Source organism: Aliidongia dinghuensis, assembly GCF_014643535.1.
GTDB lineage: Bacteria > Pseudomonadota > Alphaproteobacteria > ATCC43930 > CGMCC-115725 > Aliidongia > Aliidongia dinghuensis.
The window spans coordinates 105,627-125,117 of record NZ_BMJQ01000003.1; the positions used below are offsets into that span (position 1 = coordinate 105,627).

The following is a 19,491-nucleotide window of genomic DNA, read 5'->3' on the forward strand; positions in this document are numbered from 1 at the left end:
TTCCGGAACCGCCTTCGCCCCGTAGCCGCAGGGTCCGGCGCGCGGGGTCGGCGAGAGCCGAGGCTCCAGCTTAGAAGACGGCTTTCCGGCTTTGGAAGACCTCCTCGCGGTGTCGGACCGGTGGCGCGCGCTTAAATCGGTGCTAGAAAATGGCAACTCGAATCAGCCAGAACGTGAACATGCTCATGCACCGCCTCTTCGGGCCCCTCGCCGGCCTCGCCGCCTGTGCCGCCGCCTTTTGCGCGGACCCGGGTTTCGCCGCGACCGAATGCGCGCTGAAGCTGGTCGCCTCAATTCCGACGGAAGTAACGCCGGCCAACACGGTCGTCGCCAGCGTCAAGATCAACGACACGCCCGCGACGCTCAGGATCGACACCGGCGGCGCGACGTCCGCACTCAGCATTAAGTTCGCCGAGCGGCTGGGCATGCCGATCGAGACCATGGAAGGCGTCTACTACGGCCTGACGGGCCGGGCCCTCGACCACAAGACCCACGTGCGCGACTTACACTTGGGCGACGCCGTCAGCCACAACGCGGATTTTGCGCTGATGCCGATCGGCGGCGATGGCACCGACGGCCGGTGGGTCGGTCTGTTCGGAGCGGACTATCTGCAGAACTATGACGTCGAATTCGATTTCGCCGGCGGCAAGATGAACCTGTTCTCGCAAGACCATTGCGAGGGCAACGTAGTCTATTGGGCGCCCGAATTCTTCAAGAGCCCGATCCGCTACGAGCAGGGGATACTGCATCGGCCGCTGATGGAGATCGCGGTCGACGGCCAGCGCATGCTCGCCCTCCTCGATACCGGCGCGCCCACGACCTTCATGAGCCTGGCGTCCGCCAGGGGGCGGCTCGACATTTCGACGGACACCCCCGATACGCCGAAAACTGGCCACACGATGGGCGTCGAAGGCGTGAAGCTTGATGTCTACGAGCACGTCTTCCAGACGCTGACATTCGGCGAGATCACGCTCCACAACACCAAGATGGAGATCATTCCGATCGATACCGCGGCCCACGTCGAAAAACTGGGCAGCCATCTAAAGGCAGCTTCGGAGGACGAGCCGGACGTCTATATCGGCATGAACTTCATGAAGAAGCTGCACCTCTTCCTCGCGTACAGCGAGCACGCGATCTACTACACGATCGCACCGCCGAAGCAGGCGGCCGGACAGTAGCCCTTTCGCCACTTCCTTCGCCGGAAAGGCCGACCACGCGTCGGCTTTTTTCATGCCGAGAGCTTCGCAGCGCCACATTCTTGCTAGCGCAACGATCGGTGTTTCGCTGCGCGCAAGCGCAAACTTTCCGCAGAAAATTACCGGATATCCGGACATCGGGACGCATCTCGCCAATATATCCGATTCGGACTCTTTGGAAGATCATTTCGCGATTCCGGTCGCATTGGCCGCGCTATACCGTCACCACAATGCAGAAAATCGGGTCCGATCCGGATCTATCAGGCCATTTTCCCTTTGTCGCCGCCGGTTTGCTCCCGTATATGCGGTGGAGCCCGGCCGTGAGCGCGACGGGCGTTCCTCGAGCGCGTATCGGAGCGGCCCCATGGCGCAGAAGTTGTTGCAGTTCACCCGGATCGAGCAGGCCAATCCGGACAAGCGGACGGCCGAGGAGCGCCGCCACGATTTCGACGAGATCTATGCCGCCTTCGCGCCGGATGCGGCCCGCACCCAGGCGTCGCGCTGCTCGCAATGCGGCGTGCCGTTCTGCCAGGTGCATTGCCCGCTGCATAACAACATCCCCGACTGGCTGATGCTGACCGCCGAGGGGCGGCTCGAGGAGGCCTACGAGATCTCGTCGGCGACCAACAATTTCCCCGAGATCTGCGGCCGCATCTGCCCGCAGGACCGCCTCTGCGAAGGCAATTGCGTCATCGAGAAGGGCTTCGATTCCGTTACGATCGGCTCGGTCGAGAAATTCATCACCGACACGGCGTGGGAGCGCGGCTGGGTCAAGCCGCCCGCACCGAAGCGCGAGCTGGGATTCTCGGTCGGCATCATCGGCGCCGGCCCGGGCGGCCTCGCCGCCGCCATGGAGCTCCGGCGCAAGGGTTTCGCGGTCCATGTCTACGACCGCTACGACCGGGTCGGCGGCCTGATGATCTACGGCATCCCGAACTTCAAGCTCGACAAGGCCGTGGTCGGCCGCCGCCACGAACTGCTGGAGGCCGCCGGCATCACGTTCCACCTCAATTTCGAGGTCGGCCGCGACAAGACGCTGAGCGAGCTTCGCGCCGAACATGACGCGATCCTGATCGCGACCGGCGTCTACAAGGCGCGCGACTTCCTGGCGCCGGGCGCCGGCCAGGACGGCATCGTCGCCGCCCTTGACTTCCTGACCGCGAGCAACCGGCGCGGCCTCGGCGACGCGGTCGACGAGATGGGCCTCGACGCCACCGGCAAGCATGTCGTCGTCATCGGCGGCGGCGACACGGCGATGGACTGCGTGCGCACCGCGGTGCGCCAGGGTGCGAAGTCGGTGAAGTGCCTTTATCGCCGCGACCGCCGCAACATGCCGGGCTCGCAGCGCGAGGTGAGTCACGCTGAAGAGGAAGGCGTCGAGTTCGTCTGGCTGACCGCGCCCGACGCGTTCCTCGGCAACGGCACGGTAACGGGTGTGCGCGCCCACTCGATCCACCTGGGCGTCGCGGACTCCTCGGGCCGGCAGATCCCGCAGACGGTCGAGGGCAGTGCCGTCACGATCGAGGCCGATCTCGTGATCAAGGCACTGGGCTTCGACCCGGAAGACGTGCCGACGCTGTTCCAGGCGCCGGAGCTGGCGGTGAGCCGCTGGGGCACGATCAAGGTCGACCATCGCACGCTCATGACCAGCATCGACGGCGTGTTCGCCGCCGGCGACATCGTGCGCGGCGCGTCGCTCGTCGTCTGGGCGATCCGCGACGGCCGCGACGCCGCCCAGTCGATCGCCCGCTACATCCTCGACAAGCAGGGCGCGGCCGTCGCCGCCGCCGAGTGAAGGAGCCCGCCCCCATGTCCCATGAGATCGACCCGATGTCCGGCATCGAAAGCGGCGAGGCCTTCGCGCTCAATTATCAGCTCAATGCCGCGCGGCTCGCCGCCGACGGGCTCTACGACCCCAAGGACGAGCACGACGCCTGCGGTGTCGGCCTCGTCGCGGCCATCGACGGCAAGCCCCGGCGCGCCGTCGTCGAGGCGGCGATCCAGGCGCTGAAGGCGATCTGGCATCGCGGCGCCGTCGACGCCGACGGCAAGACCGGCGACGGCGCCGGCATCCATGTCCAGATCCCCGACGCGTTCTTCCGCGCGCACGTCGCCCGCTCCGGCTCGAGCGAGGCGCGCGACCTGCCGCTCGCCGTCGGCATGGTGTTCCTGCCGCGCACCGACCTCGACGGCCAGGAGCGCGCCCGCGCCATCGTCGAGACCGAGATCCTGGCCTTCGGCTACGCCATCTACGGCTGGCGCCAGGTGCCGGTGAACATCGACGTCATCGGCGAGAAGGCGAACGCGACCCGGCCCGAGATCGAGCAGATCATCATCGGCAACCCGAAGGGCACCAGCGCCGAGGAGTTCGAGCGCGACCTCTATATCCTGCGCCGGCGCATCGAGAAGCGGGTGATCGCCGACCAATTGCGCGACTTCTACATCTGCTCCTTGAGCGCCAACTCGGTCATCTACAAGGGCATGTTCCTGGCGGAGCAGGTGACCGCCTTCTATCCGGACCTGTTGGACCCGCGCTTCGAATCCGCCTTCGCGATCTATCACCAGCGCTATTCGACCAACACATTCCCGACCTGGCCCCTGGCCCAGCCGTTCCGCATGCTGGCGCACAACGGCGAGATCAACACGCTACGCGGCAACGTCAACTGGATGAAGAGCCACGAGACGCGCATGGCGAGCCCGGCGTTCGAGGGCTACATCGAGGACATCAAGCCAGTCGTCCAGGCCGCGGGCTCTGACTCGGCGGCGCTCGACAATGTGTTCGAGCTGCTGTCGCGCTCGGGCCGGCCGCTGCCGATGGTCAAGGCGCTGATGGTGCCGGAAGCCTGGTCGGGGCGCGAGCAGATGCCGAAGGCGCATCGCGACCTCTATTCCTACTGCAATTCCGTGATGGAGCCGTGGGACGGTCCGGCGGCGCTCGCCATGACCGACGGCCGCTGGGTGCTGGGGGCGACCGACCGCAACGGGCTCCGGCCGATGCGCTATTGCATCACGACGGACGGGCTGCTCATCACCGGGTCCGAGACCGGCATGGTGCGCGTCGAGGAGGCGAACATCGTCGAGAAGGGCCGGCTTGGGCCCGGCCAGATGCTGGGCGTCGACCTGCGTAGCGGCAAGCTCTACCGCGACGACGCGCTCAAGGACCTGATGTGCCAGGACCGGCCGTTCTCGCAGTGGGTCAAGAACATCACCGTGCTCGACAGCCTGATCAAGCAGGGCGGCCCCGAGGCGGCGGAGTTCGACGGCGACGAGCTGCGCCGGCGCCAGGTTGCCATGGGCTGGTCGATGGAGGATCTGGAGCTGATCCTGCAGCCCATGACCGAGGAGGGCAAGGAAGCGGTGGGATCCATGGGCGACGACACGCCGCTCGCCGTGCTGTCCGACCAGTACCGCGGGCTGCATCATTTCTTCCGGCAGAATTTCAGCCAGGTGACCAATCCGCCGATCGACTCGCTCAGGGAGCGGCGGGTCATGACGCTCATCACGCGCCTCGGCAACCTCGGCAACATCCTCGACGAGGACGCGAGCCAGTGCCGGCTGCTGCAGCTGGCCTCGCCGGTGCTGACCAACGCCGAATTCAAGGCGATGCGCGACTACATGGGCGCGTCGGCGACCGAGATCGATTGCACGTTCGAGGTGCCGACGGACGGCGCCACCTCGAGCGAGAAGGTGCTGCGCGACGCGATCGAGCGGATCGAGCGCGAGGCCGAGGACGCGGTGCGCGGCGGCTGCAACCACGTCATTCTGTCCGACAAGGCGACGAGCGCCGGCCGGGCCGCGATCCCGATGATCCTCGCGACCGGCGCCGTGCACAGCCATCTGGTGCGCCAGCAGCTCCGCACCTTCACGTCGCTCACCGTCCGCTCGGCCGAATGCCTCGACGTGCATTATTTCGCCGTGCTGATCGGCGTCGGCGCCACGACGGTCAACGCCTATCTGGCCGAGGAGACGATCGCCGACCGGCATCGCCGCGGCCTCTTGCCCAACATCCGGCTCGAGGATGCGCTCGCCCGCTACAAGAAGGCGCTCGACGACGGGCTCTTGAAGATCATGTCCAAGATGGGCATCGCGGTCATCTCCTCATACCGCGGCGCCTATAATTTCGAGGCGGTCGGGCTCTCGCGCTCGCTCGTCGCCGAATTCTTCCCGGGCATGACCTCGAAGATCTCGGGCATCGGCCTCCAGGGCATCCAGTTGAAGACGCTCGAGGCGCATATGCGCGCCTATGCCGAGGACTTCATCGCGCTCCCGGTCGGCGGCTTCTACCGCTACCGGCGCGGCGGCGAGAAGCATGCCTTCGAAGGCAACATGATCCACCTGCTGCAGACCGCGGTCGCCAAGGATTCCTACGCGACCTTCAAGAAATACAGCGAGGCGATCCGCAAGCAGCCGCCGATCAACCTGCGCGACTTGCTCGACTTCAACTACAAGCAGCCGGCGGTCTCGCTCGACGAGGTCGAATCGATCACCGAGATCAGGAAGCGCCTGGTCTCGCCCGGCATCTCGCTGGGCGCGCTGGGGCCTGAGGCGCACGAGACGCTGTCGATCGCCATGAACCGGATCGGCGCCAAGTCGGACTCGGGTGAAGGCGGCGAGGATCCGGCACGCTACAAGCCGCGGCTCAACGGCGACAATGCCGCGTCCGCGATCAAGCAGGTGGCGTCCGCCCGGTTCGGCGTCACGGCCGAGTATCTCAACAACTGCCGCGAGCTCGAGATCAAAGTTGCCCAGGGCGCCAAGCCCGGCGAAGGCGGCCAGTTGCCCGGCTTCAAGGTCGACAGCATGATCGCAAAGCTCCGGCACGCGACCGAGGGCGTGGCGCTCATCTCGCCGCCGCCGCATCACGACATCTATTCGATCGAGGATCTGGCGCAGCTCATCTACGACCTGAAGCAGATCAACCCGGACGCCAAGGTCACGGTCAAGCTGGTCGCCCGCTCCGGCATCGGCACGATTGCGGCCGGCGTCGCCAAGGCCAAGGCCGACGTCATCCTGATCTCGGGCCACACCGGCGGCACCGGCGCCAGCCCGCAGAGCTCGATCAAGCATGCCGGCATTCCGTGGGAGATGGGCCTGGCCGAGGCGCACCAGGTGCTGGTGCTGAACCGGCTCAGGCATCGCGTGCGACTGCGCACCGACGGCGGCATCAAGACCGGCCGCGACGTGGTGATCGCCGCCATGCTGGGTGCCGAGGAATTCGGCCTCGGCACGGCCTCGCTCGTCGCCATGGGCTGCATCCTGGTGCGGCAGTGCCACTCCAACACCTGCCCTGTCGGCATCTGCACCCAGGACCCGGCGCTGCGCGAGAAGTTCGAGGGCTCGCCGGAAAAGGTCGTGAACCTGTTCAGCTTCGTCGCCGAAGAGGTGCGCGAGATCCTGGCCTCGCTCGGCGCCCGCTCGCTGAACGAGATCATCGGCCGCACCGACCTGCTAGCGCAGGTCAACCGCGGCTGGGCGCATCTCGACGACCTGGACCTGAACCCGATCCTGTCCCAGGCCGACCCGGGCGACTATCCGCGCTACTGCACGCTCGAGGGCCGCAACGAGGTGCCGGACACGCTCGACGCCCAGATGCTGCAGGACGCCAAGGCGCTGTTCGAGCTCGGCGAGAAGATGCAGCTGACCTACAACACGCGGAACACCCAGCGCGCCATCGGCACGCGGCTGTCCTCGATGATCACCCGCAAGTTCGGCCAGACCGGGCTGCAGCCGGGCCATATCACGGTCCGGCTCCGCGGCTCGGCCGGCCAGTCGCTGGGCGCCTTCGCGGTGCAGGGCCTGAAGCTCGAAGTGGTCGGTGACGCCAACGACTATGTCGGCAAGGGCCTCTCGGGCGGCACGATCGTCATCCGGCCGATGACCTCGAGCCCGCTCGCGACCAACGAGAACACGATCATCGGCAATACGGTGCTCTATGGTGCCACCTCCGGTCGCCTATTCGCGGCGGGCCAGGCCGGCGAGCGCTTCGCCGTGCGCAACTCGGGTGCCGAGGTCGTGGTCGAGGGCTGCGGCTCCAACGGCTGCGAGTACATGACCGGCGGGGTCGCGGTCATCCTGGGCCGGGTCGGCGAGAATTTCGGCGCCGGCATGACCGGCGGCATGGCCTTCGTCTACGACCCGCAGAACCGGCTCTCGAGCCTGATCAACCCGGAGACGATCGGGCTGCATCGGATCGAGACCGAGCATTGGGCGACGGTGCTCGAAAGCCTGATCCGCACCCACGTGACGGAGACCCAGTCGCGCTTCGCCGAGCAGATCCTGAACGACTGGGCCCGCGAGCTCAGCCACTTCTGGCACGTCGTGCCCAAGGAGATGCTGCACCGGCTGGAGCAGCCGGTCTCGGCGGTCGCGGCGGAGTAACCGAGGCGAAACGGGCGATGGGTGCACCCCATCGCCCGTTTCCTCACAGCGTCCCGATGAACGCCTTCACCTGGGCCTCGATATAGCTGCCCGCCGCCTCGACGGTCTCGCACGCCGGCGCCGTCGGCGCGATCGCCTGCTTTTCCAGGTCCGCGATATAGTCGGGGATCGGCGTCGAGGTGGGCGGCAGATGGGCTGCGAGCGCGCACAGGCTCTTCTGCAGATCGTTCGTCGGCCGCTGCACCGCTTCGGCGATTTCGCCGGCGCTCGGCACGAGGTCGGGCGGCGTGATCGTCTCGGGGCCGCCGTTGGTTGGCTCGGCGAGGCTGAGCGCGCCCAGGAGGTCTGGCGCCGCCGCATCGCGCCCGGTCAAGGGTCCGCTCAAGCCCCATAGGTTGGTCAGCGTCTTGATGATCGACGAGTGGTCGAACGGCAGCGTTCCGCTTGTCGGCCGCACGATCGAGCCGGCCGGGATATAGGGCGATACGATCACGGCCGGGACGCGGACGCCGTAGCGGTCGAAGGCGAAGCCGTCCGGCGTCGGACCGCCCGGCGGAGGCGCTTCCGGCGGCGCCACATGGTCGTAGCAGCCGCCGTGCTCGTCATAGGTCACGATGAACAGCGTGCTTTCCCAATTCGGGCCGCTGCGCAAGGCGTTGTAGACCGTGGCGATCAGCTGCTCGCCGTAATGCACATTGTGCGGCGGATGCTCGTCGTTCGCAATGAGCTGCAGCAGGCTGCTCGAGAGATAGCGCGGCTCGATGAAGCTGTAATTCGGCAGGTTTCCGGCCGCGGCATCCTTGACGAATTCCTCCTCGAACGGCCGGAAGTTGAGCGCGCCCGACTCCCAGACGTTCGCGAGCGTCGCCGATTGCGGCATGTCGTGGAAATAGATCCGCCAGCTCTTCTGTTTCTCGTCCAAGAGCTCGTAGATCGATTTCATGCAGTAGGGGAAATGCGGCGGCAGGTTGTTGACGTAGCCGGCGGCGGTCGCGGTGTGGACGAAGAACCGGTTCGGCCAGGTCTGGCACGGCGCCGACGCGTGCCAGGTGTCGGAAACGCCGAACGCGTTCGCAAGCGCGCTGATGACCGGCACCTGGTCGGGCGTGAAGTAGTGCATCACGGCGTTGATATTGGCAGCAGCGACGCCGCTCTGCCCCGCATAGTTGATGACGAACCCGTCCATCTTGGGCGTGCCGGTCGTCGGCTGCCCAGCGCCGAACAGCTGGACGTTCATATCTTGGGCAAAGAACTCGCCCGGATCGGGATTCGGGATGGACATGGTCGCGGGATCGGTGCCCGGCTGGTTCCAGACCGGCACCGGCGGCAGCCCCGCGCCCGGCTGCGGATTGGTTTCGTCGCCGGTCAGGCCGCGGTAATCAGGATCGCCGGGCTTCAGCCAGCCCAGCATGCAGTCGAACGACCGGTTCTCGAGCATGAGAACGACGACATGGTCTATCTGAGGCGGCATCGCTGACTCCCCCCGGGGAAACAACCGAACACTAGATTTGCGTGCATCGCGGAATTGACTACACGCTATCATGGAACGGCACGCCGGGCACTCCTGCCATGCCGCCGGCGCTCAGAATGTATTGCCGACCGCGGCCTCGTCGCGGGTCAACGCGTGGACATGGGCATGGATCGCGCATTTCATGGCGTAGACGAGCAGCATCTCCGGCTCGCGCCGGACACGGAGCAGCGCAATGAGGCGGCGGCGATATTCGCGCCTGAGTGCCGCCTCCTCGATCCGCCACTGCAGCCGACCCAGGATGGCGACGGCCTGGACGAGCGCGCGGAGTGCTGCCAGTGCGCCCTGCCAGGGATGCGTCGCCCAATAACGCCGGCGCGTCGCGTTGAAGCTGAGCCGGGCGCCCAGGAACAGGTCCTCGAACCGGTCGAAATAGGCGGTGGGCGCATAGAGCGCCTGCATCAGGCCGACATAGCCGCGCTTGAGCTCGTCGCGACCCAGGAGCCGGGGGATGACGTTGGTGCCGTAGGGCGAGCGGTCGGCCGGGTCGAGCCGGCCTTCGCGGGCGAGCCGCGCATGGAGCGGCGTCTTCGGCAGCGCCGTCAACATGCCGGTCATGGCATGGATGATCCGCGCCTCGGCCAGGAAGCGGCGATGGGCCTCGAAGATCGTCGCGTCGTCATGGTCGAACCCCAGGATCATGCCGCACCAGACCTCGAGCCCCGCCGCCTGGATCGCATGAACCTTCTCGACCAGTGAGCGCTCGCCCCGCAGGTTCTGTTTTTTCTTCGCCTCGATGAGCGCCGCGTCGTTCGGGCTTTCGATGCCGACGAACACGGTCACGATATTGGCCTCGGCCATGAGTGCCAAGAGCTCCGGATCGTCCGCCAGATCGAGCGAGGCCTCGGTGAAGAAGGTGATGGGATAGCCGCGTGCCGCCTGCCAGGCCGCGACCACCTGCAGGAGCGGTTTGATCGCATGCCGGTTGCCGATCAGATTATCGTCGACGATGAAGACGAACTCGGCGCCCAGGGTCTGCAGCGCCGCGATTTCAGCCAGCACCTGGGCTTCGGCCTTGAGGCGCGGCCGGCGGCCGAAGGTCACGATGATGTCGCAGAACTCGCAGGTGAACGGGCAGCCGCGCGAGAATTGCACGCTGCCGAACGCGTAGCGCCGCATCTGCAGAAGATCGAAGCGCGGCACGGGCACGCGCGTCATGTCGGTGCGCGCCGCCTGCTCATAGCGGCGCGCAGGCTGGCCCGCCGTCCAGTCGGCGAGGAACTGCGGCCAGGTGTCTTCCGCCTCGCCGACGAAGATCACATCGGCGAGCGCCTCGAAATAGCCCTCCTCGAGCGTCACCCACGGGCCGCCGACGATGGTGAAGCGGCCGCGCTGCTTCAGCTCCTCGAGGATTTCGCGCATGCGGAAGCGCTGCACGCTCATGCCGGTCAGGCCCACGATGTCGGCGCGCGCGCAGCGCGCGAAATCGATCGGCTCGACATTCTCGTCGATCAGCGTCACCGAATGCCCGGCCGGCGTCAGCGCCGCCAGCAGCGGCAGCGCCGCGACCGGAAAGACCGCGCGCTTGCCGAAATAGGGCATGGCATGCTCGAGGCCCCAGTAGGAGACCTCGAACCGCGGATTGATGAGGACGATGTCCGCCATGACCGACCGCCCCGGGGAAGCCCAAGAGGAAGCGCCGTAGCCCATCCTGCACCCACGGCGCCGACGCGGAAACAGGAATGGCGGCGGCGCGGACGATCGAGCGCGGGCCCCGGATCGCGTCAGTCCTTGAGCGACAACCAGCGGCTTTGCGGATATTGCTCGTCGTCGACCCAGCCTTCGAGCCGCGGATTGACCGCCATGACGATCGAATTGAAATAGCTGGGGATGCCGGGCACGTCGTCGTCGATGATCCGTTCGGCCTGTTCATAGAGCGACCGCCGCTTGGCTGCCTCCATGGTCTGGCCGCCCGCATCGAGCAGCGCATCAACCGCGGGGTTGGCGTACTGGAAGTAGTTGCCGAAGCCGCCCGTCCTGAAGCGCTCGAGGAACAGCGAGGGATCGCGCACCGTCTCGGACCAGCCCAGTACCGACATCTGATCGTCGCCGCGCTTGACCCGCTGCAGGTAGACCTGGAATTCCTCGGATTCCAGCGTGACCTCGACGCCAAGCGCCGCCTTCCACATCTGCGCCGCCGCCAGCAACTCGGCCTTCACGTCCTCGTTGGTCGGATAATTGACGGTGAGCTGCAACGGGCGGCCAGGACCGTAGCCGGCTTCGGCATAGAGCTTGCGCGCGAGCGCCACGCGCTGCTCCATCGTCATGCCGGCGTAGAACATCCTCTGCGGCGTGTAGTCGGCGATGGTCGGCGGCACCCAGTTGTAGGCGATCTGCTGCCCGCGCTTCTGCAGCTTGTCGACCACGACGCCGGCATCGAAGGTGAGCGCCAGCGCCTGGCGCAGCGGCTTGTTCCCCGCGAACGGCCCTGTGGCCGTGTTGAAGGCGAGATTGTGGATCCGGGTGCCGCGCCCGATGTGCAGCAATGCCGCATGGTCGGCCCGGACGCTCGCCAGTTCGCGTGTCGGCACCTCGGCGTAGTCCAGCTCCCCGGCAAGGACACGCTTCAGCGCGACCTCGCCGTCGTCGGCCGCGAGATCGTCGACCTCATCGAGCTTGATCGACGCCCGGTCCCAGTAGGTCTCGCTGCGCCGGAGCACGGTCTCGCCATGCGGCACCCAGGATTTCAGCACGAACGGGCCGTTCGAGACCATGTGTTCCGGCTGCGTCCACGCCCTGCCCCATCGCTCGATCGTGGCGCGGTGGGCCGGATAGGCATCCCGGAGCGCGCAGTGCGCCAGGAACAACGGCGTCGGCGCCGCCGTCACCGCCCGGAGCGTAAGCGCGTCGACGGCTTCGACGCCGAGCGCGACCGGGTCCATCCCCTTGCCGGCAAGAATGTCGCGGCCGTGCACCAGGTCCGTGAGCGCATGGAGGCTGGTCGCCGCCGTCGCCGGATCGACGCCGCGACGCCAGGCATAGACGAAGTCGGCCGCCGTCAACGGATCGCCGTTGGACCAGCGGGCGTCGGGCCTGAGATGGAACGTATAGGTGACGCCGTCCGCCGCGCGCTCCCAGCGCTCGGCCACGCCGGGAACGATGTTGCCTTGCGGATCGAGCCGGACCAGCCCTTCGAAGAGATCGCTCTCGATCGCATCGGCCACCGTACTCGTCGTCTTGACCGGATCGAGGCTGTCAGGCTCGACCTCGAGCGGGCGATGCAGCACGTGATCGGCATAGGCAGGGAGCGAAAACAGGCAAAGCAAGGCCGCGGCGAGACAGGTTCTGCGATCCATGGTTTTTCTGGCCACACGTCATCAACTCCGAGAAGAAGATGGCACGGCCCCAAGACCGGGCCTAGCCGGATCGGCGCATTGACAGATGAATAACCAATTAGTTATTGATCTATCGAAATCTCCCCGGATGGGAATGCAACTTCCCACCGAAGCCAAGTTCCCTTAAAGCGGCTGCCGATGATGCATCCCGACACCGACGCGCTGTTCAAGTCCCTGGCCGACCCGACCCGTCGCGCATTGCTGGAGCGGCTCATCCGCGAGGGCGAGTTGACCGTCCGCGCGCTTACCGACCAGTCCGGCGTGTCACAACCGGCGGTCTCGAAGCATCTGGGCGTGCTCAAGCTCGCCGGGCTGGTCCACGACCGGCGCGACGGGCGCGAGACCCATTACAGCGCCCGGCCCGAGGGCTTGGCGCCGCTCGTCGACTGGATGAATTTCTACGGCCGCTTCTGGCAGGGCCGGTTCGATCGCCTGGAAGATCTGCGGAAACGTATGGATCAGTAGCGGCGGCATAGGACCGCCTGCGACCTCAATCGATCCGCAGGAAGTACTCCGGCCCGACCAGCGTATAGAGCGCTTGCGGATCGAACGGCCGCTCGAGCCCGCTCTCGGGGTCCGGGTCGAGCGTCGCCTTGGAGGCGCCGATGATGCCGAAGCCGCCCCTGGCCTCGGCATAGGGCAGCGCCAGCCGCTCGCCGGTGCCGACCCGATGGGCGCCGTGGAAAATGTCGCCCGCCGTGTGGCTGCAGGTCGGCACGCGCGCGACCTTGATGAGGCGCGCCCGGATGGCCGCGGCTTCGGCAGGCGCGTAGAGATCCTCTGGCGTCTTGCCACGCACGTTGCGCCGCAGGATCGCCAGGACCTGCTCGCCGACGAGACGCAGCCGGAGATCGTCATCGGCGCCGAGCCGCCAGGCCCAGATGCGCGGCAGTACGGGCGCGATCTCCTCCGGTCGAATGTCCGACCAGAGCGGCATCGGCCGGGTACCGCGTAGCGCCTGCCAGTAATCGAACAGCCGGATGAGCTCCGGCGTCGCCAGCGCCGCCCGGAATGTGCTCGCGTCAATCATCGGATCCATGCGCGATCCAGGCCTCCCCGTGCACCGAACGTTCATTGCCCGACATTGATTGCCGCCCGCCAGCAAAAAGCTGCAGCCGCACAGTAGTTATGCAGTTATGCGCCAACTCCCTCATCAGGCCGTCACCGAAATACGGCACATAGAGCGAATATTAACCGGAAATACGGTCACTAGAGTTTGTCGGCACCAGCTTTATACAACCAGGGAATGCGCGCAATGAACATGCTCAACAATCTAGCGATCCGCACCAAGATTCCGCTTGGCTTTGCCATCGTGCTCCTGATCGTGCTGATCCTGGGTGGGGTCTCGATCAACGGCCTGAGCTCGGTCAACAACAATGCCGAGAGCGTGCGCAACGATTGGCTGCCGAGCACCGGGCAGATGAGCAAGCTTCTGGCCTCGATTTACAGTTTCCGGCTGCGCGAATCCCGCTACCTCCTGGTCGCGGCCGACGGCGGCGACCTCGACAAGGCTGAGGCCGACATCGATGCCGGCGCGCAACGGATCGCCAAGGCACGCGCCGACTATACTCCGCTCATCTCGCTCGGCACAGACGACGAGCGGCTCGTCAAGCAATTCGACCAGGAATGGGCGGCTTACCTCCCGATCTCGACCAAGATGCTGGCGCTCGCCAAGAGCCACGACGCCAAGGGCGCGACCGCACTCTTCAACGGCGCCTCGCGCGACAGCTTCGACCGGGCGATCAAGGCGGTCAATGACGATGCCGACGTCAATGTGCGCGAGGGCAAGAAGGCGGGCGACCGGGGCGATGCGATCTATGCCTCGACCAAGTGGCTCGTGATCACGACGATGCTCGTCGCGGCCCTGCTGTGCGCCATCCTGGGCTGGCTGCTGGTGCGGGGCGTCTCGACGCCGATCCAGCGCATCACGGACGCGATGAAGCGACTGGCCGGTCACGATCTTGCGACCGAGGTCGTCGGCCTCGGCCGCAAGGACGAGATCGGCGCCATGGCCGGCGCGGTCCAGGTGTTCAAGGACAGCATGATCACCGCCGAGCGCCTGGCCGAAGAGCAGCGGCAGGAACAGGCGCGCAAGGAGGCGCGCGCGGCGCGGATCGAGGCGATCAACGCCGAGTTCGACCAGTCGGCGCGCGAGGCGTTCGACTATCTGGCGACGGCCGCGACCGAGCTTCGCGCGACCGCCGGCAGCATGTCCGACAATGCTGATCTCGCCTCCAAGCAGGCGGGCGCTGTCGCGGCCGCGTCCGAGGAAGCTTCGACCAACGTCCAGACCGTGGCCGCCGCGACCGAGGAGCTGTCGTCCTCGATCCAGGAGATCTCGCGCCAGGTCGTGCAATCCTCGACCATCGCCGGCCAGGCGGTGCAGGAGGCGGCGCACACCGGCGGCACCATGCGCGTTCTTGCGGACGCGGCGCAGAAGATCGGCGAGGTCGTACGCCTCATCAACGACATCGCCGGCCAGACGAACCTCCTCGCGCTCAACGCCACGATCGAGGCGGCGCGCGCCGGCGAGGCTGGCAAGGGCTTCGCGGTCGTGGCCTCCGAGGTCAAGAATCTCGCGACCCAGACGGCGCGGGCGACCGAGGACATCTCGGCCCAGGTCTCGGCGATGCAGAACTCGACCGAGGCGGCGGTCGCCGCGATCGCGCGGATCGACGAGACGATCGGCCGGATGAACGAGATCTCGACCTCGATCGCGGCCGCCATGGAGCAGCAGGGGGCCGCGACCCAGGAGATCGCGCGCAACGTGCAGGAGGCGGCACGCGGCACGACCGAGGTCTCGAGCAACATCGGCGGCCTGAACCAGATCGTCGAGGAGACGGGTGCGGCCTCGGTCCAGGTGCTGGGTGCCGCCGACGAGCTCGGTCATCAGGCGGAGCAGCTGCGCGCCCGGGTCGGCACGTTCCTCTCCGACATCCGCGCGGCCTGAGGACTATGGCCTGAGGATTATGGCCTGACGAACAAGGAGGGCTGGCGCAGTCTGCGCTGGCCCTCCCCCCGCTTCCGGCGCTAGGTTGAACGGTCACCCAAGCCCGGAATCGTTCTCGCCGCCATGCGCATCCTGTACCACATCCCGCTCTGCCCGTTTTCCCGCAAGGTTCGCGTCGTCCTCAAGGAAAAGAACCTGGAGTTCGAGCTCCGGCAGGAACGCGTGTGGGACCGCCGGCCGGAATATCTGCAGATGAACCCGGCGGCCGAGGTGCCGGTGCTGGTCGAATCCGACGGCTCGCCGATCGTCGACAGCGGCGTCATCTGCGAATACCTGGAAGAGGTCTATCGCGACCGGCTGCTGCTCGGCATCGACCCGATCGACCGGGCCGAGGTCCGGCGCCTCATCGCCTGGTTCGACCTCAAGATGAACCGCGAGGTCACGCAGAACCTGGTCGGCGAGAAGATGCTGAAGCGCCAGATGGGCTACGGCACGCCGAGCTCGGCGGCGATCCGCGCCGGCCACGCCAACATCCATTACCATCTCGACTATATCGCGTTCCTGGTCGAGCGGCGGCGCTGGCTCGCCGGCGACCATTTCTCGCTGGCCGACATCGCGGCCGCCGCCCATCTCTCGGTGCTGGACTATGTCGGCGACGTGCCATGGGGCAGCCACGAGCTCGCCAAGGACTGGTACGCCCGCATCAAGTCGCGGCCGAGCTTCCGCCCGCTGCTCGCCGACCATATTCCCGGCAACCCGCCGCCGGAGCATTATACCGATCTCGATTTCTAGGAGACCGCCCGCCCCGCAGCACCGGGAGGGCCGATAAGAGCGACAAGGGAGCCCGCCCATGCCTCGGATCGCCGGCCTGCTCGAAACAGCCCTCTATGTCTCGGACATGGCCGTGGCCAAGGCGTTCTTCATCGAGGTGCTGGGCCTGAAGCCCATGCTGTCGACTGAACGGCTGACCGCCTTCGACGCCGGGCGCCAGGGCGTGCTGCTGCTGTTCCTCGAGGGAGCCTCGGCCGAGGATATGCCGGGCCCGAACGGCTGCGTGCCCGGCCACGACGGCAGCGGGCCGGTCCATATGGCCTTCGCGATCGAGACCGAGGACTATGACAAGTGGAAGGATCGGCTCGCCCAGCGCAACATCCCGCTGCGCGGCGAGATGGCCTGGCCGCGCGGCGGGCACAGCCTCTATTTCGATGACCCCGACGGCCATCTGATCGAGCTCGCGACGCCCGGCCTCTGGCCGAACTACTGAGCGTCGCGCGGGTTCAAGGAAGCGGCGGCTACACTCTCGGCAGCATGTCGTTGCCCTGGCAGATCCACAGCGAAACCGCGGTGGCGATCTTGAAAAAGTCGCGGCCCTGCGGATCGCTCTGCCCGCTGATCTCATCGAAAAAGGTTTGGCCGTCCCAGAGGTCGACGTGCCCCATGGCGCGGGTCTGACCGTCCGGATTGAGGCCGAAGTTGATGTCGAACAGGATCACGCCCTTCTTGCCCGCGATTTTCTGCCGGTCGACAGGCTTGCCCTTCACCAGGATGTCGGGCTCGCCGAGGTCGAGCAGAAGATACCGGTGAAACTCCTGGACCGCGAAGGCGTAGGCGAGGCCGTCGGCACCGCGGACCGTGCGCATGAAATGGAGGTGCGCCGGGATGAAGTGGCCGGCGCGATTGAACGCGCGGCTCATCCGGATGGTGCAGGTATCGCCTTGCTCGCCGCCAAGCCACGGCGTGGCGCCTTTCTTGGTGTCGTCGACCGCGCCGCCGATCAGACGTTTGACCGCCCCCGGCGAATACCTCATAGGGCTCGGATATTCGTTGACGAGCGCATCGAACGACAGGCTGGACCTGACACGCGCGGCCGCTTGAGCCATGGCAATCATCCTTTTCCGACGATCTTGGTTGCTTCGATATCCATCGTGGAGATGAACGCGGGGAGACGGGCCCCGGCGGGGGCCTTGACGCTGTCGATGTCGATGCGACCGATGCCCTTCAGCTTCAGCGCGTAGCCGTGCGCGCCGAAGGCTTTGGCAATCGCCGATGATTGGAGGGCCCGGTCGAGCTCTTCCCTGAGCACGTCGCCGAATTGCCCCTGCTTGGGCCGGCCGCGCTTGACGTCCCAGTTGGCACCAGGTTCCAGCAATTGCCTGTCGAGCGCTGCGACCAAGGCACCCCGGCCGCTGCCGAGCGAGAACGCAAAAGGCGAAGCCAGATCCGGATGCTCCGCCAGCAATCTCGCGAGGAGCCGATCCAGGATCCGTCCTTGCTCGTCGATCGACGGCCAGGGCTTCGCAGGCTGGTCCGGCTCGTCGAACCGGAAGACCATCATCGGACCGTCGGGCGGCGCGAAATAGTCGAGGCGCACGGGAATGCCGGCCTCGGACCTGTCCTGATAGACGCTGGTCGGACGGGGCAGATGCGCATCCTCCGAACCGGCCGCGGCCCTATCCTGGGCAAGCAACGGCTCCGGCGCTCCGAGCCATAGGACGAAGCCGGCCACTGCCGCCAGTCGCATTGTTCGGCCGATCAACGGAACTGCCCCCCGAGACGCCGTTGCGGGCCCGCCGCGTCGCGACGAGGCACCCGCCATGGTTGCTGAGACCTTGAACGCCGCGACGCCCGATTCAATCCCGTCGATCCGACGAATTTGCGATCGGCAGCTCGATTTCTATCCGACGCTTGCCGACTGCAGCCGGTCGCGCCGGGCCAGGTCCGGAAAGGCCTTGAGCCAGATCAGCACGACGAGGAGCGTGCCGATCCCCCCGATGAGCGCCGCCGGCACTGCGCCGAACCAGGCGGCGGTCAGGCCAGATTCGAACTCGCCCAGCTGGTTCGACGTGCCGATGAAGATGAAATTGACGGCACTCACCCGGCCGCGCATTTCGTCCGGCGTCTCGAGCTGGACCAGGGACAGGCGAATGACGACGCTGATCGAATCCGCCGCCCCCAGCACGACGAGTGCCACGAGCGACAGCCAGAACGAGGTCGAGAGCGCGAAGACCACGGTCGCGAGGCCGAAGATCGCGACGGCCGTCAGCATGATGCGCCCGACCCGTCGCTCGAGCGGGCATTGCGCCAGGAAGAGCGACATGGAGAGTGCGCCCAGCGCCGGGGCGGAGCGCAATAGCCCGAGCCCCCACGGGCCGATCGCCAGGATGTCGCGCGCGAAGATCGGCAGCAACGCCGTGGCGCCGCCCAGCAGGACTGCGAACAGGTCGAGCGAGATGGCGCCGAGGATCGCCGGTCGGCTGCGGATGAAGGCGACGCCGGCGAAGACCGAGGCGAGCGTCACCGGCTCGCGCCGGGGCGGCGCCCGCTCCAGCCGGATGAAGCCGATGACGAGGCTGGAGACGAGGAACAGTGCCGCCGCCACGGCATAGACTGTGCCGGGGCTCAAGGCATAGAGCAGCCCGCCCACGGCGGGCCCGCAGATGATCGCGGTCTGGTTGGCGGTCGACGACCAGGCGAGCGCGCGCGGCAGAAGATCGGCCGGCACCAGGCCCGGCACCAGCGCCTGCAGGGTCGGCGCCTCGAACGCGCGGGCGGAGCCGATCACGAAGACGGCGGCGAAGATCGGCACGATGTCGAGCCGGCCCATGAACCAGGCGAGCGCAAGGCCGCCCACCGCAGCGCCCTCGACCGTCTGGCAGAGGCGCACGATCAGCCGCCGGTCAAACCGGTCGGCCACCGGTCCGACCACGAAGGCGAGCGCCAGGCCCGGGATGAACTGGGCGAGGCCGACCAGCCCCAACGCGAAAGCGCTGCCGGTCAGGCCGTAGACCTGCCAGCCGATGGCCACCGCCTGCATCTGGAACGCGATTGTCGAGAACACGCGGCTTGCCCAGAAGAGCGCGAAGGCGGGATGGCGCAAGACCGAGGGCGGAACCGCCAGTTCCGGCGCCGGGGCAAGAGGGTCGGCGGGCAGAGCAGACTCCAAGTGTCAGGACAAGGCGTGCGCGACAGAGCGTCGCGGCTCGTCTTCGTCCGGTCAAGCGGAGCGGACGAGGGGCTGCCCTGCCGGCCGTCTGGAGCCGGGTGCCCGTCATAGGATCGAGGCAGGTTCCCTCCTGGCGAAACCCGCCTCGAAAGGCGGCTCGT

The 19,491-nt window shown here is 66.8% G+C and carries 14 protein-coding genes; 7 read left to right on the plus strand and 7 right to left on the minus strand.

The window, feature by feature from the left end:
- The first annotated feature begins 149 nt into the window (after positions 1-149).
- The 3 genes from IEY58_RS06500 to gltB all read left to right on the plus strand — a co-directional run bounded on the left by IEY58_RS06500 (position 150) and on the right by gltB (position 7,574).
- A complete protein-coding gene (locus tag IEY58_RS06500; protein ID WP_189043793.1) occupies positions 150-1,178 on the plus strand; it encodes an aspartyl protease family protein in 1,029 nt (342 codons plus the stop codon).
- A 382-nt stretch (positions 1,179-1,560) separates the two neighbouring features.
- Positions 1,561-2,991 (plus strand): NAD(P)-dependent oxidoreductase, encoded by a 1,431-nt coding sequence (locus IEY58_RS06505; RefSeq protein ID WP_189043795.1) that lies wholly within the window; start codon positions 1,561-1,563, stop codon positions 2,989-2,991.
- Between the two features lie 14 nt (positions 2,992-3,005).
- Positions 3,006-7,574 (plus strand): glutamate synthase large subunit, encoded by a 4,569-nt coding sequence (gene gltB / locus IEY58_RS06510; RefSeq protein ID WP_229743533.1) that lies wholly within the window; start codon positions 3,006-3,008, stop codon positions 7,572-7,574.
- A gap of 43 nt (positions 7,575-7,617) precedes the next feature.
- Here gltB and IEY58_RS06515 read toward each other — a convergent pair whose 3' ends face one another.
- From IEY58_RS06515 to IEY58_RS06525, 3 genes are all read right to left on the minus strand, one after another.
- Positions 7,618-9,045 (minus strand): alkaline phosphatase family protein, encoded by a 1,428-nt coding sequence (locus IEY58_RS06515; RefSeq protein ID WP_189043797.1) that lies wholly within the window; start codon positions 9,043-9,045, stop codon positions 7,618-7,620.
- Positions 9,046-9,156: 111 nt separating this feature from the next.
- Complete coding sequence (locus IEY58_RS06520; protein WP_189043799.1) at positions 9,157-10,707, minus strand: DUF4070 domain-containing protein; 1,551 nt, start codon at positions 10,705-10,707, stop codon at positions 9,157-9,159.
- Positions 10,708-10,826: 119 nt separating this feature from the next.
- Entirely contained in the window at positions 10,827-12,398 is a 1,572-nt protein-coding gene (locus IEY58_RS06525) for a peptide ABC transporter substrate-binding protein (RefSeq protein WP_189043800.1), read from the minus strand.
- Between the two features lie 177 nt (positions 12,399-12,575).
- Here IEY58_RS06525 and IEY58_RS06530 point away from each other — a divergent pair, with 177 nt between their 5' ends.
- Positions 12,576-12,902: an ArsR/SmtB family transcription factor gene (locus IEY58_RS06530; RefSeq protein ID WP_229743534.1), complete on the plus strand. Its 327-nt coding sequence runs from the start codon at positions 12,576-12,578 to the stop codon at positions 12,900-12,902.
- A 25-nt stretch (positions 12,903-12,927) separates the two neighbouring features.
- On the opposite strand, the gene IEY58_RS06535 is transcribed toward IEY58_RS06530, so the two are convergent.
- Positions 12,928-13,476: a PAS domain-containing protein gene (locus tag IEY58_RS06535; RefSeq protein ID WP_189043802.1), complete on the minus strand. Its 549-nt coding sequence runs from the start codon at positions 13,474-13,476 to the stop codon at positions 12,928-12,930.
- Positions 13,477-13,692: 216 nt separating this feature from the next.
- Here IEY58_RS06535 and IEY58_RS06540 point away from each other — a divergent pair, with 216 nt between their 5' ends.
- The 3 genes from IEY58_RS06540 to IEY58_RS06550 all read left to right on the plus strand — a co-directional run bounded on the left by IEY58_RS06540 (position 13,693) and on the right by IEY58_RS06550 (position 16,651).
- Complete coding sequence (locus IEY58_RS06540) at positions 13,693-15,387, plus strand: methyl-accepting chemotaxis protein (protein WP_189043804.1); 1,695 nt, start codon at positions 13,693-13,695, stop codon at positions 15,385-15,387.
- A 123-nt stretch (positions 15,388-15,510) separates the two neighbouring features.
- Positions 15,511-16,179 (plus strand): glutathione S-transferase family protein, encoded by a 669-nt coding sequence (locus IEY58_RS06545; RefSeq protein WP_189043806.1) that lies wholly within the window; start codon positions 15,511-15,513, stop codon positions 16,177-16,179.
- A gap of 58 nt (positions 16,180-16,237) precedes the next feature.
- Positions 16,238-16,651, plus strand: a complete 414-nt coding sequence (locus tag IEY58_RS06550; protein WP_189043808.1) for a VOC family protein — start codon at positions 16,238-16,240, stop codon at positions 16,649-16,651.
- 28 nt (positions 16,652-16,679) lie between these two features.
- Here the strand turns inward: IEY58_RS06550 and IEY58_RS06555 are convergent, their stop codons facing one another.
- From IEY58_RS06555 to IEY58_RS06565, 3 genes are all read right to left on the minus strand, one after another.
- A complete protein-coding gene (locus IEY58_RS06555; RefSeq protein ID WP_189043810.1) occupies positions 16,680-17,267 on the minus strand; it encodes a T6SS effector amidase Tae4 family protein in 588 nt (195 codons plus the stop codon).
- 5 nt (positions 17,268-17,272) lie between these two features.
- Positions 17,273-17,758 (minus strand): hypothetical protein, encoded by a 486-nt coding sequence (locus tag IEY58_RS06560; RefSeq protein ID WP_189043812.1) that lies wholly within the window; start codon positions 17,756-17,758, stop codon positions 17,273-17,275.
- A gap of 303 nt (positions 17,759-18,061) precedes the next feature.
- Complete coding sequence (locus IEY58_RS06565; protein ID WP_268237551.1) at positions 18,062-19,330, minus strand: MFS transporter; 1,269 nt, start codon at positions 19,328-19,330, stop codon at positions 18,062-18,064.
- Between the last annotated feature and the right edge of the window lie 161 nt (positions 19,331-19,491).